At 64.3% G+C, this 23,867-nt stretch carries 24 protein-coding genes, 2 tRNA genes and 1 riboswitch; of the genes, 11 read left to right on the forward strand and 15 right to left on the reverse strand.

The features are described 5' to 3' along the window. Positions 1 to 28: 28 nt before the first annotated feature. The 3 genes from ACREE8_RS25475 to ACREE8_RS25485 form a co-directional block, all read right to left on the reverse strand. Positions 29 to 1,348: an O-acetylhomoserine aminocarboxypropyltransferase/cysteine synthase family protein gene (locus tag ACREE8_RS25475; protein ID WP_431575832.1), complete on the reverse strand. Its 1,320-nt coding sequence runs from the start codon at positions 1,346 to 1,348 to the stop codon at positions 29 to 31. 34 nt (positions 1,349 to 1,382) lie between these two features. Continuing rightward, positions 1,383 to 1,925, reverse strand: coding sequence for an OsmC family protein (locus ACREE8_RS25480; RefSeq protein WP_431575833.1), 543 nt, complete (start codon positions 1,923 to 1,925; stop codon positions 1,383 to 1,385). A gap of 181 nt (positions 1,926 to 2,106) precedes the next feature. Continuing rightward, positions 2,107 to 2,184, reverse strand: a riboswitch (SAM riboswitch). 51 nt (positions 2,185 to 2,235) lie between these two features. Then, positions 2,236 to 2,661 carry a DUF1036 domain-containing protein gene (locus ACREE8_RS25485; protein ID WP_431575834.1) on the reverse strand — a complete coding sequence of 142 codons (426 nt, stop codon included), beginning with the start codon at positions 2,659 to 2,661 and terminating at the stop codon, positions 2,236 to 2,238. 159 nt (positions 2,662 to 2,820) lie between these two features. Here ACREE8_RS25485 and ACREE8_RS25490 point away from each other — a divergent pair, with 159 nt between their 5' ends. After that, the gene (locus ACREE8_RS25490) at positions 2,821 to 3,297 is read left to right on the forward strand and encodes a MarR family winged helix-turn-helix transcriptional regulator (RefSeq protein WP_431575835.1); all 477 of its coding nucleotides are present in this window, start codon (positions 2,821 to 2,823) and stop codon (positions 3,295 to 3,297) included. 141 nt (positions 3,298 to 3,438) lie between these two features. Here ACREE8_RS25490 and ACREE8_RS25495 read toward each other — a convergent pair whose 3' ends face one another. Next, on the reverse strand, positions 3,439 to 4,545 hold the full coding sequence (locus tag ACREE8_RS25495) for a mandelate racemase/muconate lactonizing enzyme family protein (protein ID WP_431575836.1): 1,107 nt from the start codon (positions 4,543 to 4,545) through the stop codon (positions 3,439 to 3,441). 271 nt (positions 4,546 to 4,816) lie between these two features. On the opposite strand from ACREE8_RS25495, the gene ACREE8_RS25500 reads away from it, so the two are divergent. From ACREE8_RS25500 to ACREE8_RS25515, 4 genes are all read left to right on the forward strand, one after another. Further along, complete coding sequence (locus ACREE8_RS25500; RefSeq protein ID WP_431575837.1) at positions 4,817 to 5,368, forward strand: hypothetical protein; 552 nt, start codon at positions 4,817 to 4,819, stop codon at positions 5,366 to 5,368. 130 nt (positions 5,369 to 5,498) lie between these two features. Beyond that, on the forward strand, positions 5,499 to 6,134 hold the full coding sequence (locus ACREE8_RS25505; protein WP_431575838.1) for a LysE family translocator: 636 nt from the start codon (positions 5,499 to 5,501) through the stop codon (positions 6,132 to 6,134). A gap of 114 nt (positions 6,135 to 6,248) precedes the next feature. Beyond that, complete coding sequence (locus ACREE8_RS25510; protein ID WP_431575839.1) at positions 6,249 to 7,304, forward strand: MBL fold metallo-hydrolase; 1,056 nt, start codon at positions 6,249 to 6,251, stop codon at positions 7,302 to 7,304. A gap of 65 nt (positions 7,305 to 7,369) precedes the next feature. Further along, positions 7,370 to 8,200, forward strand: coding sequence for a DUF4410 domain-containing protein (locus tag ACREE8_RS25515; RefSeq protein ID WP_431575840.1), 831 nt, complete (start codon positions 7,370 to 7,372; stop codon positions 8,198 to 8,200). 17 nt (positions 8,201 to 8,217) lie between these two features. Here the strand turns inward: ACREE8_RS25515 and ACREE8_RS25520 are convergent, their stop codons facing one another. Together ACREE8_RS25520 and ACREE8_RS25525 are read right to left on the reverse strand one after the other, a co-directional pair. Then, positions 8,218 to 9,669 carry a class I adenylate-forming enzyme family protein gene (locus tag ACREE8_RS25520; protein WP_431575841.1) on the reverse strand — a complete coding sequence of 484 codons (1,452 nt, stop codon included), beginning with the start codon at positions 9,667 to 9,669 and terminating at the stop codon, positions 8,218 to 8,220. Between the two features lie 265 nt (positions 9,670 to 9,934). Beyond that, entirely contained in the window at positions 9,935 to 10,828 is an 894-nt protein-coding gene (locus ACREE8_RS25525) for a LysR family transcriptional regulator (RefSeq protein WP_431575842.1), read from the reverse strand. 106 nt (positions 10,829 to 10,934) lie between these two features. On the opposite strand from ACREE8_RS25525, the gene ACREE8_RS25530 reads away from it, so the two are divergent. Next, positions 10,935 to 12,029, forward strand: coding sequence for an aldo/keto reductase (locus tag ACREE8_RS25530; protein WP_431575843.1), 1,095 nt, complete (start codon positions 10,935 to 10,937; stop codon positions 12,027 to 12,029). A gap of 99 nt (positions 12,030 to 12,128) precedes the next feature. Here the strand turns inward: ACREE8_RS25530 and ald are convergent, their stop codons facing one another. Together ald and ACREE8_RS25540 are read right to left on the reverse strand one after the other, a co-directional pair. After that, a complete protein-coding gene (ald, locus tag ACREE8_RS25535) occupies positions 12,129 to 13,247 on the reverse strand; it encodes an alanine dehydrogenase (RefSeq protein WP_431575844.1) in 1,119 nt (372 codons plus the stop codon). A 304-nt stretch (positions 13,248 to 13,551) separates the two neighbouring features. Continuing rightward, complete coding sequence (locus tag ACREE8_RS25540) at positions 13,552 to 14,886, reverse strand: aspartate aminotransferase family protein (RefSeq protein WP_431575845.1); 1,335 nt, start codon at positions 14,884 to 14,886, stop codon at positions 13,552 to 13,554. 157 nt (positions 14,887 to 15,043) lie between these two features. Between ACREE8_RS25540 and ACREE8_RS25545 the strand changes: the two genes are divergently transcribed. Then, on the forward strand, positions 15,044 to 15,598 hold the full coding sequence (locus tag ACREE8_RS25545; protein ID WP_431575846.1) for a cupin domain-containing protein: 555 nt from the start codon (positions 15,044 to 15,046) through the stop codon (positions 15,596 to 15,598). A 9-nt stretch (positions 15,599 to 15,607) separates the two neighbouring features. Beyond that, positions 15,608 to 16,051 carry a hypothetical protein gene (locus tag ACREE8_RS25550; protein ID WP_431575847.1) on the forward strand — a complete coding sequence of 148 codons (444 nt, stop codon included), beginning with the start codon at positions 15,608 to 15,610 and terminating at the stop codon, positions 16,049 to 16,051. Positions 16,052 to 16,080: 29 nt separating this feature from the next. Here ACREE8_RS25550 and ACREE8_RS25555 read toward each other — a convergent pair whose 3' ends face one another. The 7 genes from ACREE8_RS25555 to rlmB form a co-directional block, all read right to left on the reverse strand. After that, positions 16,081 to 16,866 (reverse strand): ABC transporter ATP-binding protein, encoded by a 786-nt coding sequence (locus ACREE8_RS25555; protein WP_431575848.1) that lies wholly within the window; start codon positions 16,864 to 16,866, stop codon positions 16,081 to 16,083. After that, positions 16,866 to 17,717 (reverse strand): ABC transporter ATP-binding protein, encoded by an 852-nt coding sequence (locus ACREE8_RS25560; protein WP_431575849.1) that lies wholly within the window; start codon positions 17,715 to 17,717, stop codon positions 16,866 to 16,868. The genes ACREE8_RS25555 and ACREE8_RS25560 overlap by 1 nt, the downstream gene beginning before the upstream one ends. A gap of 10 nt (positions 17,718 to 17,727) precedes the next feature. Further along, positions 17,728 to 18,651 carry an ABC transporter permease gene (locus ACREE8_RS25565; RefSeq protein WP_431575850.1) on the reverse strand — a complete coding sequence of 308 codons (924 nt, stop codon included), beginning with the start codon at positions 18,649 to 18,651 and terminating at the stop codon, positions 17,728 to 17,730. Beyond that, positions 18,648 to 19,742, reverse strand: coding sequence for an ABC transporter permease (locus ACREE8_RS25570; RefSeq protein WP_431575851.1), 1,095 nt, complete (start codon positions 19,740 to 19,742; stop codon positions 18,648 to 18,650). The genes ACREE8_RS25565 and ACREE8_RS25570 overlap by 4 nt, the downstream gene beginning before the upstream one ends. 13 nt (positions 19,743 to 19,755) lie before the next feature. After that, a complete protein-coding gene (locus ACREE8_RS25575) occupies positions 19,756 to 21,342 on the reverse strand; it encodes an ABC transporter substrate-binding protein (RefSeq protein ID WP_431575852.1) in 1,587 nt (528 codons plus the stop codon). A 304-nt stretch (positions 21,343 to 21,646) separates the two neighbouring features. Continuing rightward, positions 21,647 to 22,132, reverse strand: a complete 486-nt coding sequence (locus ACREE8_RS25580; protein ID WP_431575853.1) for an EF-hand domain-containing protein — start codon at positions 22,130 to 22,132, stop codon at positions 21,647 to 21,649. Between the two features lie 33 nt (positions 22,133 to 22,165). Continuing rightward, entirely contained in the window at positions 22,166 to 23,035 is an 870-nt protein-coding gene (gene rlmB / locus ACREE8_RS25585; protein WP_431575854.1) for a 23S rRNA (guanosine(2251)-2'-O)-methyltransferase RlmB, read from the reverse strand. 339 nt (positions 23,036 to 23,374) lie between these two features. Here rlmB and ACREE8_RS25590 point away from each other — a divergent pair. From ACREE8_RS25590 to ACREE8_RS25600, 3 genes are all read left to right on the forward strand, one after another. Further along, positions 23,375 to 23,460 (forward strand) — tRNA-Tyr (locus tag ACREE8_RS25590). Positions 23,461 to 23,536: 76 nt separating this feature from the next. Continuing rightward, positions 23,537 to 23,610, forward strand: a tRNA-Gly gene (locus ACREE8_RS25595). A gap of 133 nt (positions 23,611 to 23,743) precedes the next feature. Then, positions 23,744 to 23,867 (forward strand): GTP-binding protein (locus tag ACREE8_RS25600; RefSeq protein ID WP_296516918.1); only part of this gene is annotated, 124 nt, incomplete at its 3' end.

Genomic DNA, 23,867 nt, shown 5'->3' on the forward strand with positions numbered 1-23,867 from the left:
AAGGGGAGGGGGCCTGGAGAGGTTGCGATTATTCAGCTGCGCGCTTGACTCCGGTCGCCGCTTCGAGCGCCTGGTCGAGATCGCCCAGGATATCGTCGATATGCTCGAGCCCGAGCGCCAGGCGGACATAGCCGTCGGTCACACCGGTCTTGATCTGCTCTTCCGGCGTCAGCTGCGAATGGGTGGTCGTCGCCGGATGGATGGCGAGGCTGCGCGCGTCGCCGATATTGGCGACGTGATAGAAGAGCTGGAGCGCGTCGATGAATTTGCGCCCGGCCTCCTTGCCGTCCTTGAGCTCGAAGCCCAGGAGCGCGCCATAACCGCCCTTGAGATAGGTGTCGGCCCGGCGCTTGGTCTCGCCCGTCTGGAAGCTCGGGAAGATGACCTTGGTCACGGCCGGATGTTTCTTCAGCCAGCCCGCCGTCTTGATCGCGTTCTCGCAATGCTGGCGCATGCGCAAGGGCAGGGTCTCGAGCCCCTGGATGAAGAGGAAGGCGTTGAAGGGGCTCATCGAGGAGCCGAGGTCGCGCAGCAGCGTGACGCGCGCCTTGATGATATAGGCGATGGGCCCCAGTGCCTTCACGGCTTGCGTCCAGACCGCGCCGTGATAGCTCGGATCGGGCTGGTTCAGGCCGGGGAAGCGGTCGGCATGTTTCTCCCAGTCGAAATTGCCGCCATCGACGATCAGGCCGCCGATCGAGGTGCCGTGGCCGCCGATATATTTCGTGGTCGAGTAGACGACGATCGCCGCGCCATGGTCGAACGGCTTGCACAGCACGGGCGCCGCGGTGTTGTCCATGATCAGCGGCACGCCGAGCGAGCGCCCGATATCGGCCACTTCCTTGATCGGGAAGATATGCAGCTTGGGATTGGGCAGCGTCTCGGCGTAGTAGGCGCGGGTCTTGGCGTCGGTGGCGCGGCGGAAATTCTCTGGATCCGACGGATCGACGAACCGCGCTTCCAGGCCTTGCTCCTTCAGCGTGTTGGCGAAGAGGTTCCAGGTGCCGCCATAGAGGTCGGTCGAGGCGACAAAATTGTCGCCGGCCTTGGCGATGTTCTGGATCGAGAAGGCCGACGCTGCCTGGCCGGAAGAGACCGCGAGCGCGGCAACGCCGCCCTCGAGCGCTGCCACCCGTTCCTCGAGCACCGCATTGGTCGGATTCATGATGCGGGTATAGATGTTCCCGAATTCCTTGAGGCCGAACAGGTTGGCCGCATGCTCGGAACTCTGGAACTGATAGGACGTTGTCTGATAGATCGGCACCGCCACCGCATTGGTGGCGGGGTCGCTGCGGTAGTTGCCCGCATGCAGCACCAGCGTCTCGGGGTGCTTGCTGTTTGTCGGCATGGTCATCCTCCCTGCAATCGGATGGCTCAGCCTATCACGCGGCCGCGGGCCGTGCCGCCCGGTTGACGAGATCGAGGCTGGTCTGGACCGGGGTCACGTTGCGCAGCATGTCGAGGACCGGGCTATGCCGGTCGACCGTCACCTTGAGCCGCTCGATATCCTCGATCGAGGCCGGGCTGTCGATGGTCACCACGGCGCGAATATCGCGGAAGCCGGGACGCACGCCGTCGGCGACGGCGAAGAGCCCGCGCAGGTCGATGCGCCCCGTGACCTTCACGGAGACGTTGCTCAGCGGGATTCCCAGCGTGTCGGCATAGAGGCGGTAGGTGGCTTCCTGGCAAGCGCCCAGCGCCGCCAGCACCAGTTCGGCCGGGTCGGGGCCGGCATCCTCGCCCAGCGCGGTGCCGGCGAGGCTCGAGGGCTTGTCGGTCGTCAGGTGGAAATCGCGGATCTGGGCTTCGCTGCAGAGCCCGCCCGTCAAATGCGTCAGCGCCGAGAAGACCTGCAAGGCTTCGTTGGGCTTGTCCCGCAACTGGGTTTGGGCGGCGATGAAGCGATCCTGGTAATTGACGGTCATGGTTCGGGCCCTCCTAAGGGTCACTGGGTATTGGGGCTCCGAAAACTCGGACGCTTTAGCGTTTGGTGTCGCGGTGCAAGCTGCCCCTCAAATCCCCGCGGGTTCGTTCGGCTTTCGCCAGGGGAACCACTCCCCAATCCCTTTCGGCCCAAAACAAAAAAACCGCCGCAGCGAAGCTGGGGCGGTCCTACCGACCGTCGCTTTAGCTGCATTTTTATCGCGCCCGCAAGCTGTGGCTCAAATCGGCGCGTGCAAGATTTATGCGGGAATCAAATCCCGCTGTCAACCGAAACCGTAAAATCGATCTATTTTACGGTGTCGGCTCGTAGATCTCGTAGACGAAGGTCGCATTCTTGCCGACAGCGACCTCGCGGAAGCCAAGCGGGGAGCCCCCCTGGAGCGGGCAGTTGCTGTTCCCGATGATCTTGAACTCGTCGTTCTTCACGCAAAAGCGGAAGCCGCCGCCCATGAACCAGTTATGAGCCTTAGCGTCGGCGTAGAGATAGTACTTGGTCTCGGAGAGCTTGCCGGGCAGGAGCGTGGCGCAGCGCGACGGCTCGACGTTCCACCAGCCCTGGGACAGCCATTGGCCCTGCTGGCGGAAGCCCAGGGCGACGGCGACCCGTTCCGGGGTCTTGTTGCAGACCTTGAAGTCGGCGCGGGCATGGCCGGCCCCGGCTAGCATCACGCCCAGCACAAGAACCGGCAAAAGCGACAGAAAGCGTCTCTTCTTCATCTTCTGGATGAAGCTGAGGAGGCCCTTGAATATCGCTGTGTTTGGAATGACTTGACGCATGCCACTTCATGCACCCACAGCCGTAAAGGAAGGCTTAAGCAGAGGGTGCTACCGATGACAGTTCAGAGACCCCCGCCAAAGGGCCAAGGAGACGTCATCGTGACAGCCGGTTATCTCAGCACCATCGGATTGATCGAGCGTTTGCACCGGCAATGTCTCGAGGTCATCAAGGTCGAGCTCGACCGCGGTGGCATTCGTGACCTGTCCAACGTGCAGGCGATGATTCTGTTCAACATCGGCGACGATGAGCTGACCGTCGGCGAGCTGACCCAGCGCGGCTATTACCTGGGCTCGAACGTCTCCTACAACGTCAAGAAGATGGTCGAGAACGGCTATCTGATCCAGGAGCGCTCCCGCCATGACCGCCGCAGCCAGATCGTCCGGCTGTCGGAAAAAGCGCTCGCCGTCCGCGACCGGATCCGCGTGATGTATGACCGCCATATCGAGGCGCTCGGCCCCGAGATGGCCCAGCTCGAGGGCGTGAACAAGTCGCTCCTGAAGCTCGAGCGGTTCTGGAACAACCAGATCAGCATCGGCCAGCGCAGCCCGTCCTCATCCCAGGACGCCGCGGCCTGATTTTCCAATCTCCTCCTCCACCTGCGGGGGAGGATTAAGGAGGGGGCTGCTCGGTCGATGACCAGGGTTCCCTCTCTCGCAAGCGGGAGAGGGGACAATATCTCGATCTCTCCGCTTAACCCCGCCGCCGATCCCCCCTTCTCACCCGATCTTCGTCGCCTTCAGCCGCTCCTCGTCGAGCTCGATGCCGAGGCCGGGTTTGTCCGTGAGGGTGAACCAGCCGCCCTTGGCGTCGACCGGATCGACCAGCATGTAGTCGCGCCGGTCGAGGCCCCATTCGGGCGGGTCGTAGGGGAATTCCAGGAAGGGCGCGCCGGTGGCGCCGGCGGTCAGGTGGGCGTTGGCGATGACGCCGATGCCGTTGGTCCAGGTGTGGGGCGTGAAGACCAGATTGTGCTCGAGCGCCATCTGGCCGACGCGGCGCAAGCCGGTGATGCCGCCCACCAGCGCCACGTCGGGCTGCAGCACGTCGAGGCTGCCCCGCTGGATCAGGTTGCGGAACTCATGGAGCTCGCGGGTCATCTCGCCGCCGGCGATCCGCACCCGGGTCGACTGCCGCAGGGCGGCCATGCCGTCATAGTCTGCGCGATGGAGCGGTTCCTCCATCCAGAAGACCTCGAGCTCCTCCAGCGGCTTCGCCACCTGGAGCGCGTCCTTCAGGCTCCAGGGCTGGGCCGTGTCCCAGGGCATGCGCCAGCCCTGATTGCAATCGACCATGAGAGTGAGCTTGTCGCCGACCGCCTGGCGCACGGCGGTCAAGGCCGCGATGTCCTGGCGCCAGTCGCCGCGATGGAAGCGGATCTTCATGGCGCCGAAGCCCTGCGCGATGAATTGCTGGGCGACCTCGACCAGCTGTTCCGGCTTGCGCAGCGTGCCGGAGGAGGCGTAGGCGCGGACCTTGTTGGAAAGCCCACCCAGGAGCTTCCAGCAGGGCTGGCCGGTGATCTTGCCGGCGAGATCCCACAGCGCCAGGTCGAGCGGCCAGCAGCGGCCATAATGGAAATTGATGTTGGCGAGGATCCGGTAATGGCGCTCGATCGCCATCGGGTCCTGGCCGATGAAGAGCTCTTCATGGCCGGCGAAGCCCACCATCAGGTCGCCCGAGCCGATGCCGGTGACACCCTCGTCGGTCTCGACCCGGACGATGGTCGCGTCCCAATTGGTGCGGGGCCGCGTGTCCCAGCTGGCATGGAAGGGCGGGTCGAATTTGTAGCGATGCTGGCTGATGCGGATGGCGGTGATCTTCATGGGAAGGATCCTGTGGAATGAATCGTCCGACACACTATGGAACCTCAGGCTTCGAGCCGCGTTGACAAAGCTCGGCACGAGTTCAGCAAATGATCGTAGTCGATTAAAAATTTTAGATAAATTGAGTTTTATGGTTCCGATGTTTTAACGGCCGCCATGCTCTCCTGGGATCCCTGGCCGCCGCGTTTGCGGCCGTTGAACAGCCAACGGAGAGACAGCCGACTGAGCGCAGACATTCGGCTCCGCTGCGCACCGTCGACGGAAGACAACCATGCGACAGCCCGCGCGATTCGTGATGGCCGGCAATTCGGCCCCCACCCGCACCGTTCACTCTTCGCCCGCTCGTCCCGCCGGCGCGAGACAACTGGCGGCTGGCGCGAGCGGTGTCCTCGCGGTCGGAAAGCGGGCGCTGCGCGCCAAGAGCAAGCCTGCTGCCCCTCGCAAGACGACGGAGGAGGGGCCGAGCTGGAAGCTGATCGGCTTCATCGTCGCGGCAGCGATTGCCGTGCTGGTCGCCGCGTTCCTCGTCATCGCCTATGTGAGGAGCGGCAGCATGGCCGCAGCGGCCTGCCACCAGATCGGCCAGACGGGCCTCGTCCATGCGGTCGTGTGTCCCGCCGGCTTGATGGGGGACGATCTGGCAAGCGCCGGCGAGAACGCCTGCGACGAGCCGCTCGGCACCCCCTGCATGACCTATATCTGGACGGCCGGGCCGGAGGCGCCGCAGCGGCTGCCGATGAGCAAGGCTCAGTCCGCCGCGGTCTGGGCTGTGTGGAGCAACTGGGACGGCGTGCTGCGCGACTGCCGCCGACAGGCTTGCTGACCGGGCAGGGCGTCGCGAGGATATCCGTCCCGCTTCATCCTCTTGAGGTTGACAGGCTTGTGCCGCCATCGATCATGGCGGGCCGGCGAGGGGATGCCGCCCCGGTACCGCCGGCAGGGAACTTGAATCGATGGATGTTGCATTGCTCGTCTCTGCCGCGGTCGCCGGCGCGATCGTGGTGCTGACGCCGGGACCGGCGGTCATCGCCTTCATCGGCATCGGGGCCGCGCGCGGGCGCTGGGCCGGGGCGCAATTCCTGTTCGGTCATCTCCTGGGCGACACGCTCTGGTGCAGCTTGGCCTTGGTGGCGCTGGTCGGCGCCAATCTCGTCTCGCCCTGGCTGTTCCATGGGCTGGCGCTTGCTTGCGGGCTCTATCTGCTGTGGCTCGGCACGCGCGCCGTGCTGGTGCGCAAGCGTCCCGAGGGCGGCACCAGCGCCGATGTCGATCGTCCCTATCTGCGCGGCGTGCTGTTCGGCGTCTCGAATCCCAAGAGCTACCCCGTGACGCTCGCGGTCTTCACCGCGATCCTGGCGGGGCAGCTGGCGGGCTTCGGCTGGAACCAGGCGCCGATCTTCCTGGCCGCCTGCCTCGCCGGCTTCGTCGCCGCCGATTTCATCCTGATCTGGCTCGTCGGCACCGGACCGTTGCGCCGCTTCTACGCGACCCACGAGATCTGGATCATCCGCGCCACCGGCGTGATGTTCATCGGCTTCGCGCTCAACACGCTCTGGCATCTGGCCCGCGAGCTGTCGCTCTTCGGCTGATCTGGATCCGGCGGTCATAGCGGACGGAAGTCGCATGAAGCTCGGCAATGCTTGGTGCTATCGTGGTCGCCTATGGCATCTCGGGAGAATATCGTCAGAAACGAGGGTGACCGCATGAACGGAGATTCACTTCCCGATGGCGTGCTGAACCTGGATGAGCTGGAGATCCTCGTCGTCATCGACAACGAAACCGACACGTTGTCGAGTGTCGACGAGGGCGTGCCGCAGATCCCGGAGGTTGTCCACCTCGCCGCGCGGACCCCGCCGAGCCGAAAGTACGAAGGGCACGAATGCAAGATCGTATTCGATCAGCTGTGCTGCGCCTGTCACGGGCTCTCGGTGTTGCTCACCGGTCGCAGGGGCGGACAGAAACGCAGCATGCTTTTCGATGTCGGCCCCTATCCCGACCTCTGGCTCGACAATGCCCGGCGCCTTGACGTCGATCTCTCGGCGATCGAGTGCATCTTCTTGTCGCACTGGCATTTCGATCACAGTGGCGGTCTTCCGGAAGTCATTGCGGCCATCAGCAAGGCGCGGTCGAAAGCTGGTTTGTCCCCGCCGATTGTCGATCTTCATCCGGACCGACCGGACCAGCGCGGCGTTCTGTTGCCGAGCGGGGTCATGCTGATGCTGCCGAAGGAACCCACGTTCGAAGACATCGCACAATGCGGCGGCGAGACCATCACCCGCGATGATCCCCATCCCCTCTGTGGCGGCTTCTTTTTTGGGAGCGGCGCGATCGATCGCGTAACCAGCTATGAGACGGGACTTGCCGGCCACCATAGTTTCCGCGGCGACGACGGCAAACCGGATCCCCTGATCATGGATGAACGCTTTGTCGCGGCCCGCATCCCGGGCCGGGGCGTAACCGTGCTTTCGGCCTGCTCGCATGCCGGCATCGTCAATGCCTGCCTCGGGGCAATAAAGCATTTTCCGGATACCCCGATCGACCTCGTGCTCGGCGGCTATCATCTGTCGGGCAAGGCTATGGAGGGGCGTATCGAGCCGACGGTCCGCGATCTGGAGGCGCGCATCGATCCGCGTCTGGTGGCTCCAGGCCACTGCACGGGTTGGCGCGCAAAGACAAAACTTGCCAATGCCTTCGCTCCAGGCCGATACGCACCGAGCGTCGTTGGCACCTTGTATCGCTTGAGCGCCGTTCGGGCTTAGTCAGCCTATTCAGTGACAAGACCTCCATCAACTCTCGGAGACAGGGGAAATGATCTGCATCGAGGTTGACCTGGGTCGTTGCGAAGGAAAAAATCCACAAAGACAATGAAGTTTCGGCTCGCACACCGAGGCTAACTAGCATTAGATTCCTTTTTCCTCGTGTCGGGCCTTCCGACTCCTTTTTGGAGGTAGCGATGAAGCCGCTCCGTAGCGCTGTTGCGTGTCTGTTTGTTCTTGTTCTGGTGGCCGGCTGCTCCTCGACCGAGGTCTCCAATCGAAAGACTTACGCCGGCCCACCGCTCCCCCGACCCGATCGCATCCTTGTCTATGATTTCACCGCGGACCCCGACAAGGTCCCGCCGGAATCGTCTTTCGCCGGGGAAAGCGCCGGCAAGCCCACGCCCGAACAACTCCAGGTCACCGAGCAGGTGGGGGCCGAGGTGGCGAAGCAGCTCGTCGCGGATCTGCGCGAGGCGGGCCTTCCGGCGGTCCAGGCCGCGGGCCAGCCGGCCCCGAAAGTCAATGACATCGTGATCAAGGGCTACTTCGGCTCGGTCAATCAAGGCAGCGCGGTCAAGCGCGTTTTGATCGGCTTCGGATCCGGCGATGCGAGCTTGGTGACGGTGGTCGAAGGTTACCAGATGAAGTCATATGGCCTGCATCTGCTCGGGAGCGGGGAAGTCAATTCCGAGGGCGGCCATATGCCGGGGCTCATCTTGCCGCTGGCCGTTCTGGCCGCCACCGCAAACCCGATCGGGCTCGTGGTCGGAGGCGTGGTAAAAGTCGCTGGAGAGACGAGTGGCGCGACGACAATCGAGGGCGCCGCCAAGCGCACCGCCGACGAGGTCTCAACCCAGGTGGTGGATGCCGCGAAAAGGCAGGGTTGGATCCAGTAGACGGGTAGGGATCTGCTTCACCGACCGGGCGGCGTTTTTGCCTGGATCAGTTGCCGCAGTGTCGCACGGTCGGCCTTGCCCGAGCGGCCGAGCGGCAATTCGGCCGCGAAGTGGATGTGATCCGGTAGCTTGAACCGCTCGAGGCGCTCTCGTGCCCAGTCGATGAGGCGCGCCTGATCGAGCCGGGCGCCTTCGCGCGGCACGATCAGGAGATGGAGCGCCTCGCCCTTCAACGCATCGGGCGCGCCCACGGCGAGCGCGCCCGCGACCTCGGGATGTTCGGCAAAAACGCGCTCCAGCTCGAGCGGCGAGATCTTGTTGCCGCCGCGGAAGATGAGATCCTTCGCGCGTCCGACGAGCTCGACGCGGCCGTCCGCGCGCGACCGCGCCAGATCGCCGGTGCGGAACCATCCTTCGTCGAACGCCGCGGCCGTCGGCTCCGGCGCGTCGAGATAGCCCCGCATGGCGGTCGGCGTGCGAATCTGCAATTCGCCATCGCCGGGGCTCAGACGGAATTCGATCCCGGGTCCCGGCCGGCCGATGCTTCCCGCAGCTTCGTCATACTCCTCCGGCGGCAGGAAGAAGTCGCAGCTTCCGGTCTCGGTGAGGCCATAGATGTCCCCGAGCGCGGCAGCCGGCCAGAGCGCTCGATAACGCCGTCCCAATGCCGCCGGCAGGGGCTCGCCGCCCACCATGATCGCGCCGCTGTAGCGAGCGCCCGCGCGGGCCTCGGCGACCGGCAGCAGGGCACGCAGCATGGTGGGAACGAGTGCGACGCGTCGAACCCGCGTGCCGGCGAGATGCTCCAGCGCGACCGGAGCCTCGAACTTCTCGCAAAGCTCCAGCGTTCCGCCGCGGAGCAAGATCAGCAGCGACACCCAGTGCCCGAATATGAAGGTGAGCTGCAGCGGCAGCAAGGTTCGCTCGCCGGCAACGAAGGCGAGCGCGGCGTCGATCATGTCGAGCTTCCGCGAGAAACGGTCATGCGCCAGTACGACGCCCTTGGGTTCGCCGGTCGAGCCGGAGGTGAAGAGGATATAGGCCGCGCCGGCGAGCAAGGGTCGCGGTGGCGGCGGCACGCCCCGCGATGTCACCGGTGTGTCGGCAGCGAGCGAGGCCGGCACGGCGCGGTCCGGATGCATGTTGACGAGGAGGCGGGCGCCCGTTCGCCGAGCGAGTGTGGCCACCGTCGCTTCGAGGCTGGTGCGGTGAACCGGCACCGCGACGCCGCCGGCGAGCCAGATTCCGCAGAGCCCGGCGAGATCGCGGACCCGATTGGAGACGGCCAGCAGAACCGGCTCGTCCGCCTCGATGCGGGCCTTGCGGAGGCTTTCGGCCGTCTCGCCGGCACTGTTCGCGAAGCTCCGATAGTCGATCGTTTCATCGGCGCCGACGAGGGCCGGCGCGATGCCAGAACGCCCGCAGGCCTCGATCAACCGCTCGCCCAGGTTCGCCGCGCCCTGAATCATTAGGCATTCCCCAAATGAACCCTGGTTCCGAGCCACAGGGTAGGCGTTTGGAGGCCAGACGGCAAAAGGGAAGGCTTCGAGAATCTGGGATCGAGAGCTAACATTCCAATCGCAACACTCAGTTGGGGCCGGTCACGATGATCATGCATAATTGGACGGCGAAGCACTGGATCGTCTGTGCGTTGATCATAGGCCTCGCGGTTGTGGCCTTCGTTTTGAGATGGTCATAGCGGGAAGGAAAGAACGTCTTCGAAAAGCGCCTTCGCTAGCCGCGGTGGCGCAGCGCGTCCACCAACAGGGCGAAGGCCGTCGAGGGCTGGCGCCGGCTGGGGTAATAGAGGTGATAGCCCGCATAGGGAGGGCACCAGTCCTCGAGCACCCGCTTGAGACGGCCCCTGGCGATATGGGGCTGCGCCAGGTCCTCCGGCACATAGCCCAGGCCGAATCCGGCGAGCGCGGCATTGAGGATCTGGAAGGTGCCGTTGAAGACGAGCTGGCCTTCGACGCGGACCTTGAGTTCGCGGGCGCCCTTCTCGAACTCCCAGGCATACAATCCGCCATAGGTGGCCAGATGCAGATTGATGCAGTTGTGGCCGATCAGGTCCTGCGGTTTCTTCGGTTCTGACCGCGTCCTGAAATAGGACGGTGTGCCGACGACCGCCATGCGGAGGTCCGGCCCGATGCGCACGGCAATCATGTCCTTCGCCACCTGCTCGCCGCTGCGCACGCCCGCGTCGAAACGCTGAGCGACGATATCGGTCAGCCCGGCGTCCATGATGATCTCGACCTTGATGTCCGGATACTGACGCAGGAATTTCGCGAGCTTCGGCCAGAGGAGCGTGTCGACGGCATATTCGGTTGCCGTGATCCGAATGGTACCGGCGGGCTTCTCCCGGAGCTCGCTCAGCGCCGCGAGCTCGCTCTCGATCTCCTCAAACCGGGGGCCCAGGCTGTGAAGCAGACGTTCGCCCGCTTCCGTCGGCGAGACGCTCCGCGTGGTGCGGGTGAGGAGCCGGACGCCCAGCCGGGTTTCGAGCTCGCGGACGGTGTGGCTGAGCGCCGATTGGGAAACGCCCAGCTTCGCGGCCGCTTTCGTGAAACTTCGCTCTCGCCCCACGGCCAGGAAGGCCAGAAGGGCATCCAGATTTCCGCGCTGCATTTATGACCTCAGCTCATGAGCCCATACACATTATAGCGGCTAATCGCACGCCGCTGTGCGCCCTAGATTCACGATCGAAGGCCGTCGGCGAGACTGCCCCACGGCCATGCCCTCTATCGCCATCCAGGAACAGCTCGACCGCGGGCCGCAATTTTCATGGAGCAGGTCAGCGACGAGCACGTCGCCTGACCTCAACGGAGACGAAACAATGCAGAAGCGCAAACTTGGAAACAGCGGACTGGAAGTCTCGGCCATCGGGCTGGGCTGCATGGGACTGAGCTTTGGCTATGGCCCTGCGGTCGACAAGAAGGCGGGAATTTCGCTGATCCGGTCGGCCTTCGATCGCGGCGTCACCTTCTTCGACACCGCCGAAGTCTACGGGCCCTTCACGAACGAGGAGCTCGTAGGCGAGGCTCTTGCCTCTGTCCGCGGGAAGGTCGTGATCGCAACCAAATTCGGCTTCGATCTCGATCCGAAGACGGGTCAGCAGCGAGGCCTGAACAGCCGACCGGAGCATATCAAGCAGGTTGCGGAGGCCTCGCTCAAGCGGCTCAAGACCGATGTCATCGACTTGTTCTATCAGCACCGCGTCGACCCGAACCTGCCGATCGAGGAGGTGGCGGGAGCAGTGAAGGACCTGATCCGGCAGGGCAAGGTCAGGCATTTCGGCCTGTCAGAAGCCGGCGCGCAGACAATCCGGCGTGCTCACGCGGTCCAGCCCGTTGCAGCGCTTCAGAGCGAATATTCGCTGTGGTGGCGGGAACCTGAAGCGGAAATCCTGGCGACGATCGAGGAACTCGGGATCGGTTTCGTCCCTTTCAGCCCTCTGGGCAAGGGCTTCCTCACGGGCGCCATCAACGAGACCACGACGTTCGACAAAACCGACTTTCGTAATATCTCTCCCCGTTTCACGCCGGAGGCCCGCAAGGCGAACCAGGCGCTGGTGAGTCTGCTTGGCGACATCGCGGCCAAGAAACAAACGACGCCCGCCCAGATCGCGATCGCCTGGCTGCTGGCCCAGAAGCCCTGGATTGTGCCGATCCCCGGCACCACGAAGTTGCACCGGCTGAAGGAGAATGTCGGGGCGGCCGACGTCAAACTGACGTCCGACGATCTCCGCGATATCGAACGCACCGTCTCGAAAGTGACGGTGCAGGGAGCGCGGTACCCGGAACATCTGCAGAAGCTGGTCGGTCGCTGAGCCGCCCTCCCGACTTCTCTCGCGTTGGATGTGCCGCAAAGAAAAAGCCCCGGTTCCAGCGGAACCGGGGCTCTCTTTTTCAGTCGCAGACTGGCGAGATCAGAGGCCGAGGGCCTGCGGCGCCGGCATGTATTTGAGCTTCAGCGCCGTGGCGACCGCCTTGTAGGTGATATGGCCTTCATGGACGTTGAGGCCGTCCATGAGATGCTTGTCGTCGGCGAGCGCCCGGCGATAGCCCTTGTTGGCCAGTGCCAGGGTAAAGGGCAGGGTGGCGTTGTTGAGCGCCACGGTCGAGGTGCGGGCGACCGCACCCGGCATGTTGGCCACGCAGTAATGCACGATGCCGTCGACCAGATAGATCGGGTCGGCATGGGTCGTGGCCTTGCTGGTCTCGAAGCAGCCGCCCTGGTCGATGGCGATATCGACCAGCACCGAACCCGGGCGCATCTGCTTGATCATCTTGTGGGTGACGAGCTTCGGCGCCGCGGCGCCGGGCACCAGCACCGCGCCGATCACCAAGTCGGAGCGCACGACATTCCGCTCGATCGCATCGACGGTCGAGAAGACGGTCTTGATGCGGCCGCCGAAGATGTCGTCGAGCTGGCGCAGCCGCCCGATCGAACGGTCGATGATGGTGACGTCGGCACCGAGGCCGACCGCCATCTTGGCCGCATGCGTGCCGGACACGCCGCCGCCGATGATGGTGACCTTGCCCGGCTGCACGCCGGGCACGCCGCCCAGCAGCACGCCGGAGCCGCCGGGCTCCTTCTGCAGATAGAAAGCGCCGACATGGGCCGACATGCGGCCCGCGACTTCGCTCATCGGTGCCAGCAGGGGCAGGGCGCCGCGATCGTCGGTCACGGTCTCATAGGCGATGGCCGTGGCACCGGACTTGATCAGGCCCTGGGTCTGCTCGGGATCGGGTGCGAGATGCAGATAGGTGAAGAGCACCTGGCCCTTGGAGAGCATCTTGCACTCCTTGGGCTGCGGCTCCTTTACCTTTACGATCATCTCGGCCTTGTCGAATACCTCGGCGGCGTTCTTGGCGATCTTCGCGCCGGCGGCCTTGTAGGCCTTGTCGTCGAAGCCGATGCCGAAGCCGGCATTGGTCTCGACCAGCACCTTGTGGCCATGATGCACGAGCTCGCGCACACCGGCAGGCACCAGGCCCACGCGGTATTCATGGACTTTGATTTCCTTAGGCACACCAATCAGCATGATTTGCTCCCGACGCTTTCAAACGAAAACCGGCCCGCGAGACCCCACGCGCTGACGCGCCAGATCCGGCCGGCGATGAAAAACCCTCGTTATTTCAGTCTGGCAGTCAGCCGGCCCTCAAATCCCGATGTCGGGCGCGGCGCTTGAACGTTTCCCTGCAGGCTTCCCTGACTTCCCGGTTCGAGCGATTCCGGCTTCTATCAAGGCCGTTGGCCCGGACCCTGGCTAGGGCCAGCCGGCTCCGAAATCCGGAGCCAGGCCGGCCGCCAGCCCGCTTTCAGCCCAATCGGCTGCCAACCCTAGCTCAATTGATCGTCTTCAACACCTTGCCGATGGTATCGAAGATCTGGTCGATATGGGTCTTCTGCACGATCAGCGGCGGCGACAGCGCGATGATATCGCCGGTGGTGCGGATCAGCACGCCCTTCTCATAGCAGCCCAGGAAGGCTTCGAAGGCGCGGGCGGTCGGCTTGCCCTCGCGCGGCTCGAGTTCGATGGCGCCGATCATGCCGAGGTTGCGCAGGTCGATGACGTGCTTGGTGCCCTTGAGCGAATGGACAGCGTCTTCCCAATAGGGCGCCAGCTCGGCCGCGCGCTCGAACAGGCTCTCGCGCTTATAGATGTCGAGCACCGCCAGCGACGCGGCGCAAGCCGCGGGGTTGCCCGAATAGGTATAGCCGTGGAACAGCTCGATGGTGTTCTCGGGCGCGTTCATGAAGGCGTCATAGATGCCCTTGCGCACGAACACCGCGCCCATCGGGATCACGCCGTTGGTGAGGCCCTTGGCGCAGGTGATCATGTCGGGCACCACGCCAAAATATTCGGTGGCGAAAGAGGCGCCCAGGCGGCCGAAGCCGGTGATGACTTCGTCGAAGATCAACAGGATACCGTATTTGTCGCAGATCGCGCGCAGCTTCTGCAGGTAGCCCTTGGGCGGCATCAACACGCCGGTCGAGCCGGCTACCGGCTCGACGATCACGGCCGCGATGGTCGAGGCGTCATGGAGGGCCACGATGCGCTCGAGCTGGTCGGCGAGTTCCGCCCCATGCTCGGGCAGGCCGCGCACGAAAGCATTGCGCTTGAGGTCGTGGGTGTGGGGCAGATGATCGACGCCCGCGAGCATGGGACCGAACACTTTGCGGTTGGAGACGATACCGCCGACCGAGATGCCGCCGAAGCCGACGCCGTGATAGCCGCGCTCGCGGCCGATCAGGCGCGTGCGCGCACCCTGGCCGATGGCGCGCTGATAGGCGAGCGCGATCTTGAGCGCGCTGTCCACCGCCTCGGAGCCGGAGTTGGCGAAGAACACATGGTCGAACTCGGGCAGCATCTGGGTCAGCTTGTTGGAAAGCTGGAAGGCCGCCGGATGGCCCATCTGGAAGGCCGGGGCGTAGTCGAGCTTGGTGAGCTGGGCCCCGACCGCTTCGGCGATCTCCTTGCGGGCATGGCCCGCATTCACGCACCAGAGACCGGCGGTGCCGTCGAGGATCGTGCGGCCGTCATGGCTCTGATAATGCATGTCCTTCGCAGACACCAACAGGCGGGGCGCCTTCTTGAACTGCCGGTTCGCCGTGAACGGCATCCAGAACGGCTCGAGATTGTTCGGGGAAGCGTCGAAATCCACCGTGTTGGCGGTCATGAGAGCGGCCTCGCGAAGGGGTCGGGGAAAGTGGGCCGGAGCCTATCACGATTAAGAAAATAAACAATGGGCCGGTACCTCCCCCAAATGGTGGCGGTAAAGGCGAATTGCTGTTAAATATATTGATCGAGGTAAACAGCAACGAAGGAGACCCGGCATGGAACCGGGCTTCGATTTGGGCCAGCGGCTCAAGGGTTTGCGCGAGGCCCAGGGCTTCTCGCAGCGCGAGCTCGCCAAGCGCGCGGGCGTGTCGAACGCGATCATCTCCCTGATCGAGCAGAACCGGAGCAGTCCGTCGGTCGGGCTGCTGAAGAAGGTGCTCGAAGGGCTGCCGATCTCGCTGGCGGATTTCTTCGCCGGCAGCTCGCGCCTGACGCCGCAGATCTTCTTCCGCTCGGCCGAGCTGGTCGAGCTGGCGGGCGGCGCCATCTCCTATCGCCAGGTCGGGCGCGACATGGCGGGGCGCGCGATGCAGATGCTCCATGAGCGCTACGCGCCTGGCGCCGACACCGGCCCGCAGATGCTGCGCCACGAGGCGGAGGAGAGCGGCGTGATTGTGATGGGCCATCTCGAGGTCACGGTCGGCGATCGGCGCACGATCCTGGGACCCGGCGACGCCTATTACTTCGACAGCCGCACGCCGCATCGCTTTCGCAATGCGGGCGAGGAGGAATGTATGGTGGTGACGGCCAACTCGCCGCCGAGCTTCTGAGAGGATGACGTGGCACAAACCGGCAAGATCGATCTCGATGCCTATTTCCGCCCGCTGACGGCCTTCCTGCAGAAGGTGCCGTCGATCACCGGCAAGATCGGCACCGAGCGCCAGGAGGACGGCACCTGGTCGGCCAAATTCTCGATCGATATCGATGACGAGCTGGCCTGGCATGCGGTCCAGGAGTTGGGCCATGTGCTCAATTACCTGTCGCTCGAGGAGAGATTGCCGACCGTTTTCATGCCGGTCTCGCCACCGCCCTACATGAATGGCGGACCGGAGGCGTATCTCTCCTGGGTGATCGAATGCCGCGACAAGGGCTTCTCGCCGAAGAAGGTCGCCGAGTGGCTCGAAAGCCGATTGCCGACACCGGTCAACGACCGCGACCAGTGGGAGCATGACGACGAGGATGAAGGCGAGGGAGAGGGCGACGATGAGGAGAAGGAAGATTAGGCGAGGGGTTCTCGCTTAACTGGATTCCCTCAATCGAACCGCTGATACCGCTCCACCGCCTGGCGGTCGTAGCCGAGGCTCGCCTGCAGCAGTTGCTGGGTATAGGGGTTCTCGGGCGTGCGTTCGCGCAAGGCGGTGACCGGCATCGCTTCCACGATGCGGCCGACATTCATCACGATGAGGCGGTCGCACATATGCGAGATGATCGAGAGGTCGTGCGTCACCAGCACATAGGTGAAGCCGCGCTCCTTCCTCAGCCGCATCAGCAGATTGAGGATCTCGGCCTGGACCGAGACGTCGAGGGCCGAGGTGGGCTCGTCGAGGAACAGGAGCTTGGGCTCCAGCATCAGCGCGCGGGCGATGCCGACCCGCTGGCGCTGGCCGCCCGAGAGCTGATGCGGGAAGCGATAGCGGAAGCTGCGGTCGAGCCCGACCGCCACCAGCGTATCCGCGATGCGCTGGTCGCGCTGGCCGATCCCGTGGATCTCCAGGGGTTCGCGCAGGCAGCGATCGACCGTCTGGCGCGGATGAAGCGAGCCATAGGGATCCTGGAACACGATCTGGACGGTGCGGCAGAAGGCGCGATCGGGCGGGCGCGGGATCGGCTTGCCGTCGATGCGCACCTCGCCCTCCCAGACCGGGTTGAGGCCGCAGACGGCGCGCAAGACCGTGGTCTTGCCCGAGCCGGATTCGCCGACGATGCCGAAACATTCACCCTTCTCGACGCTGAAGGAGACCCCGCGCACGGCCTGCACCTTGTTGGCGCCATGGCCGAAGGTGACCTGCAGGTTCCGGACCTCGAGATAGCTCGCCATCAGGCGCCTCGAAGCCAGGCCGGATCGCGCTTCAGGGTCGGCAGCATCTCGCGCGGATACTCGATGCTGGGGAGCGACTGCAGCAATCCCCGCGTATAGGGATGGGTGCAGTTCTGCAGCTCCGAAGCCCGGCAGCTCTCGACCACGCGTCCGCCATACATGATGAGGATGCGGTCGCAGAAGGAGCCCACCAGATTGAGATCGTGGCTGATGAAGATCAGTCCCATGCCGCGCTGGGTCACGAGATCGTCGATGATGGCGAGCACCTGCATGCGCACCGTCACGTCCAGGGCCGAGGTGGGCTCGTCGGCGATCAGCAGCAGGGGATTGGTCACCAGCATCATGGCGGTCATGACGCGCTGGCCCATGCCGCCCGAGAGCTCATGCGGATAGGCGTTATAGACGCGCTCCGGATCGCGGATGCGCACGGCCTTCAGGATCTCGATCACGCGCTGCCGGCCGGCGCGGCCGCGGGCCTCGCCATGGATCCTGAGCGCCTCGAGGATCTGGTCGCCTGCGCGCATGATCGGGTTCAGCGAGAATTTCGGATCCTGCAGGATCATCGAGATCTGCTTGCCGCGCACGAGCCGCATCTCGGCTTCGCTGAGGTTGCGCAGATCGCGGCCCATGAATTCGAGCCGCTGGGCCGTGATCCGGGCCGAGCTGGGGATGAGCTTCAGAAGCGCGCGGCCCAGCGTGGATTTGCCGGAACCGGACTCGCCGACGATGCCGAGCTTTTCGCGCCCCAGCTCGAAGCTGACGCCCTTCAGCGCATCGACGGTGCCCGTCGGGGTGACGTAGCGGACCGCGAGGTCCTCGACGCGCAGCAGGGGTTGGGTCGTGTCGGTCATGGGTTTGCGCTCATGACGTCTTCGGGTCCAGCACGTCGCGCAAGCCATCGCCCAGGAGATTGAATCCGAGGCTGACGATGAAGATCGCGAGGCCCGGCACCGCCGCGACCCACCATTGATCGAGGATGTTCTGGCGTCCGACCGAGATCATGGCGCCCCATTCGGGCGTGGGCGGCTGGGCGCCGAGACCGAGGAAGCCGAGGCCGGCGGCGGTCAGGATGATGCCGGCCATGTCGAGCGTGGCGCGGACGATGACCGAGGGCAGGGAGAGCGGCATCACATGGCGGGTGATGATGCGCCAGCTGCTGGCGCCTTGCGCCTTGATCGCCGCGATGAAATCGCTGCGCCGCACCGCCAGCGTTTCGGCACGTGCGACCCGCGCATAGGCGGGCCAGGCGGTGAGGGCGATGGCGATGACGGCGTTGTCGAGCCCTGGCCCCAGCGCCGCCACGAAGGCCAGCGCCAGCACGAGCCTCGGGAAGGAGAAGAAGATGTCGGTGATCCGCATCAGCACGCGGTCGGTGCGTCCGCCGATATAGCCGGCGGTGGATCCGACCAGGAGCCCGATGGGCGCCGCGATGATCAGCGCCAGGCAGACGATATAGAGTGTGACGCGCGCGCCATAGATCAGGGCGGAGAAGGTGTCGCGCCCCATGCGGTCGGTGCCGAGCCAATGCTCCGGGCTCGCCGGCTGCAGGCGCAAGGTGAGATCTTGGACGGTCGGATCGGCGGTGGCGATCCAGGGCGCGAAGGCGGCGCAGAAGACGAGCAGGAGGATGATTCCCAGCCCGATGAGGGCGAGGGGATTGCGGGCGAAGACGCGCCAGCCGCGATAGAGCCGGCCCCAGTTCGCCTGCCAGCCGGAGTCCGGCGTGTCGGTGGTGAGCCAGGCGCGGAGCCTGGCAGGGCGGACGGCATCGGTGGCGTTGCTCATCGCGCGCGCGGATCCACGATCCGGTAAAGGACATCGGACAGCAGGTTGACGCCGACGAAGACGGTGCCGACCACGATGGTGCCGCCGAGCACGGCATTCATGTCGGCATTCAGCAGCGCGTTGGTGATGTAGCGGCCGATTCCGGGCCAGGCGAAGACCGTTTCGGTCAAAACGGAGCCCTCGAGCAGGCCTGCGAAGGAAAGCGCGATCACGGTGATCAGCGGCACGAGAATATTGCCGAAGGCATGGCGCCAGATGAGCCGGCTCTGCCGCATGCCCTTGATGCGCGCGGTCAGGAGGTAATCCTGGTTGAGCTGCTCCAGCATCAGGCTGCGGGTCATGCGGCTGATATAGGCGAGAGAGTAATAGCCGAGCAGCGAGGCCGGCAGGATGATGTGGCTGAGGGCATTGTTGAAGACCTCCCAGTCGCCGGCGATGATGGAATCGACCAGGATCATGCCGGTCACCGTTGGCACCTCGCCGTCGAGATAGACTTCCAGCCGGCCTGGCCCGGCGACCCATTGCAGCTCGAGATAGAAGACCAGCAGCCCCATGATGCCGAGCCAGAAGATCGGCACGGAATAACCGACCAGGCCGAGCACCCGCATGACATGATCGAGGAAGCTGTTGCGATAGACCGCGGCCCAGACGCCGAGCGGGACGCCGGCCACCACGCCAATGAAGATGCCGACGATGGAGAGTTCCGCCGTCGCAGGGAAGACGCGCAGGAGGTCTTCCGAGACCGGACGGGCCGTCAGCACCGACATGCCGAAATCGCCCCGCACCACATCCCAGGCATAGATCAGGAACTGCCGCCAGATCGGCAGGTTCAGCCCCAGCTCTTCACGGACGCGATTGTAGGTCTCTGCGCTGGCTCGTTCGCCGACGATGGCGAGGAGGGGATCGGCCGGCATGAGCCGGCCGATCACGAAGGTGATGAAGAGCAGTCCGAGGAATGTCGCCGCGACGGAAATCAGCGTTTCCCAACCGACCAGAAGCAGACGCCTCGTTCTCTGATAAGAAGAGGTACTGCTGACGGCCGGCGGGGTCGCGTCGGGTTCCGTTGCCGAAGCTGCCGAGGGCTTCGACATGAAACGCGGACTCTTACTTGCTCACAGTCAGATAGAGCGTCGTCTCCGCCGAGGGCCCGAGATAGAAGTTCTTGACCTTCGGCAGCAGGGCCGCGACCGAGATCTGCTGATAGAGCATCGCGAAGGGCGAGACCGGCTGCCACTCCTTGATGAGCGCCTGATAGCCGGCCTTGCGTTTGGCATCATCGCGTTCCATCAGCAGGGCCTGGGCCTTGGCGGTCATCTCCGGATTGATCCAGCTGTTGCGCCAGGCGAGCGGCTTGCTCGGCGGGTCGTCCGAATTGTCCGTGTTCGCCACGAACACCATGTTCGTGTTCGGATCGAAATAGTCGACGCCCCAGGTGCCGAGATAGAGGTCGTGCTTGCGCGCCCGGTAGTTGGTGAGCGAGGTTTTCGCATCCTCCGACAGGATCTTCAGCTTGATGCCGACCTGGGCCAGCGTGCCCTGGAGGCTCTGGGCGATGTCCATGCGATCCTGGTAGGTCGAGGCGACATCGATCGAGAGCTCGAAGCCATCGGCGAAGCCGGCCTCGGCCAGCAGCGCCTTGGCCTTGGCGATGTCGAGCTTGTAGGGATTGGAATCGACATAACCCAGGAAGCTGTTGGGCAGGAAGGTCTGGTTGACGATATAGGCCTCGCGCAGCGCGGTCTTCACCAGCCCGTCATAGTCGACCAGGTAGCGGATGGCTTCGCGGACCTTGGGGTCGGCCAGATATTTGTTCTTGGTGTTGAGGCCGATATAGAGGCTGGTGCTTTGCGGCGTCGAGGTGACTTCGAAGCCGCCCTTCTTGCGCAGACCGTCGAGCTGGTCGGCCGAGAGGTTGCGGGCGATGTCGACATCGCCGGATTCGAGCAGCAGGCGCTGCGCCGATTCCTCGGCGATGTTGCGCCACACGACCCGCTTCAGCTTCGGCGCGCCGCCGTAATAGTTCGGGTTGGCTTCGAGAACGAGGGTCTCGTCCGGCTTCCAGCTCTTCAGAATGAAGGGCCCGGAACCCGCCGAGTTCGTCTTGAGCCAGCCATTGCCCCAATCGTTGTTCGTCTCGTGGCTCTTCAAGAGCTTGCTGTCGACGACCGCGAAGTTCGAGGCCGAGAGCACGTTGATCACGTAGGAGGGCGCGTAGGGCTTGTCGACCTTGAACTGGAAGGTCAGGTCGTCCACGGCCTTCAGCGTGTCGTTCATATTGTCTTTGGAGATGCCCAGGTCCGTGATCAGGAAGGCGGGCGCCAGATCGAGGGCCGTGAGGCGCTGGAAGGAATAGACGACATCGGTGGCCGTGACCGCGTTGCCGCTGTGGAATTTCTGGCCGGCGCGCAACTTGAAGGTATAGGTCAAGCCGTCATCGGAGACCGTCCAGCTCTCGGCGACACGCGGCAGGATGTGGGTGGTGTCATGCGGGTCGATCGAGATCAGCGTCACATAAACATTGCCCACGAACTCGTAGGTCGAGATCTCGTACATCTCCGCGGGATCCAGGGAGATGATGTCGTCGAAGCGCCAGGCTTCGATCAGGGTATCGTCTGGCGTGGCCGCATGCGCGGCGGGCATGGTCAGGGCCAGCCCGGCCCCAATGGCCAATGCCGCTAGAAACTTCTTCATTGCGATGTCCTTCCCGTCGACGCTCGATTTTTCATTGAATCGTCCCCGGAGCAGGCCTGCCCCCGGGCGATTTCCATTCAAGCCCCTCGATGAGCGCATGTTATCCCGAGGCGGCTCAAGGGAAATTGTGTGGGAGACGTGGTTTTTTGGCGGATCCCGGTGCGGCCGAGGAGAGCCGGAGCTGCCGATCTCGCTGTCCTGGACCCGCTGTCGCTCCAATGAACAGGCGGCGACGGCACAACTCAAGAAAGGAAGATTGGGGAGGGGCCGCAGTTTATCTTTCTTGCCCGATCCTGCGCGGCGATCAGCAGCTTTTCGGCATCGGCTTGTTGCGCACGGTGGCGGCGAATTCGGGCCAGGACATCTGGCCATCGCAATTCGCGTCCATATCGTCGAACTGCTGGCGGCGCGGCGCCTCGAATTCCGCGATCGTCAGGTTGCCATCCTGATCCTTGTCCAGGCTGACGAACTTGGATGTTTCCTTGGCGAGATTGTCGGGCTTGCTCTGCACCTCGACGGTATATTCCGCCAGCGTGATCTGGCCGTTCTGGTCGGTGTCGAGCTTGGCGAAATTGCTCTGCTGCTTGACCGAGAACTCCTCGAAGGAGATGGCGCGGTCATTGTTGGTGTCGATCGGCTTGAAGAAGACGTCGATCTGCGAATCGCTGGCGCCCGGCGCGATGATCTTGTCCTGGGCCAGGACGCTGAAACCGTTCAGAAGCAACAGGCCGCCGGCGATCGCGAAGCTCAGGATGAAAAGAGCGGCGATGGTGACGAATCTGAGCTTCATGACGAGGCAGCCCCTGGAAGCGGTCGGTGGCGATCAGCGAGGCCGCCCATGCTGGCGGGCCCATTCATAGAGAGCAATCGCGGCGGCGTTGGACACGTTGAGTTGATCGATCGGACCCCCCGTCGGCAAACTGAGCAAAAGGTCGCAGCCCTCCCGCGTCAGGCGGCGCATACCCCGACCCTCCGACCCCAGCACCAGCGCCACCCGCTCGGCGAGCTTGGTCTTGGGCAGGCTGTCCGGCGCGTCGGCATCGAAACCCAGGCACCAGAAATTGGCTTTTTTGAGGAGCTCGAGCGCACGCGCCAGGTTGCTGACCCGGACCAGGGGCACCACATCCAGGGCGCCACTGGCCGATTTGGCCAACGTCCCGGTCTCGGGCGCCGCATGGCGCTCGGTCACGATCAGGCCCCGGGCGCCGAAAGCCGCGGCGGAGCGCAGGATCGCGCCGACATTATGGGGGTCGCTCACCTGGTCGAGCACCACCACCAAAGCCGGGGCGTCGGGATCCAGGTCGGCAGTGAGGTCTTCGATCGTTATATAAGGTAAGGGCTCCACCCGGGCCGCCACGCCCTGATGGACCGAGCCCGCCGGCAGCAGCCGGGCGATCCCGTCCTTGTCCATCGATTCGGGGGTGGGCAGGGGACGGGGTCGGGCCGACCGGTCGACGCCATCGAACAATTCGCCGGCCAGCTCGCTGGTGACGAGAATCCGGTGGATATGGCGGCGCGGATTGCCGAGCGCGGCGCGGACCGCATGGAGCCCATAGAGCCAGAAGCCGCTGGTGCCGGAGCGCTCCGGCGGCGGGCGACGGCTCTGGCCCGGTTCGGCCTCCCGGTCGCGGGGGCCGCCGGGGCGAGCGGGACGATCCTCCTCGGCGATCGGCTCGGGTCCGCGGTGGACCACGGGTTTGCCGGGCTTTCGCCGCGAGTCGTGAGGGCCACCGGTCCGGGCGCGGCTCGGCTTGGATGAGCCGGAGGGCGTGGGGACGGGCTTGGAACGGCCGGGAGCCCCCGCTTCAGGGTGACGGTTTGAAGCAGGGCGGGATTGCGGGAAACGCGGCTTGCCTTTGCGCATGGCCCTGATTACATTGCATTCCACAATTCGGCTACCAAGATCCGCCCTCGACCGTTGCCTCTGTGGTGTGGAACGGACGACGGGGCGCTTTTCGTGTGTTTAGAAGTTGACAAGCTGCTGTAAATCCACATAGTTCGCAACTCCGCGCGCGACCGAGAATGAGCGTACGGAGGGGTGCCCGAGTGGCTAAAGGGGACGGGCTGTAAACCCGTTGGCGTCAGCCTACGTAGGTTCGAATCCTACCCCCTCCACCATCCTCTTCGGCCACGTATGCGGTGACGCGAACGCTTTGAGGGTTCACAGCAGTCTAAAGGAATCGAGCGGTTCAGCGCGGGTGTAGCTCAATGGTAGAGCTCCAGCCTTCCAAGCTGGCTACGCGGGTTCGATTCCCGTCACCCGCTCCAAACCACGGACCAAGCGTAAGGGTCGAAGCCCTACCGGCGGCTTAAGGCCGGAAGAAGCAAGAACGGGTGTCGGTTTCGCGAAGCGGGCCGGCGCTACCACGGACAAGACTCAAGTCAGCAGGAACCGACCACGATGGCGAAGGCGAAATTCGAGCGGAACAAGCCGCACTGCAACATTGGGACGATCGGTCACGTCGACCATGGGAAGACGTCTTTGACGGCGGCGATCACGAAGGTGCTGGCGGAGACGGGCGGGG

It is taken from the genome of Hypericibacter sp. (assembly GCF_050729195.1).
In the GTDB taxonomy this organism is placed as follows: domain Bacteria; phylum Pseudomonadota; class Alphaproteobacteria; order Dongiales; family Dongiaceae; genus Hypericibacter.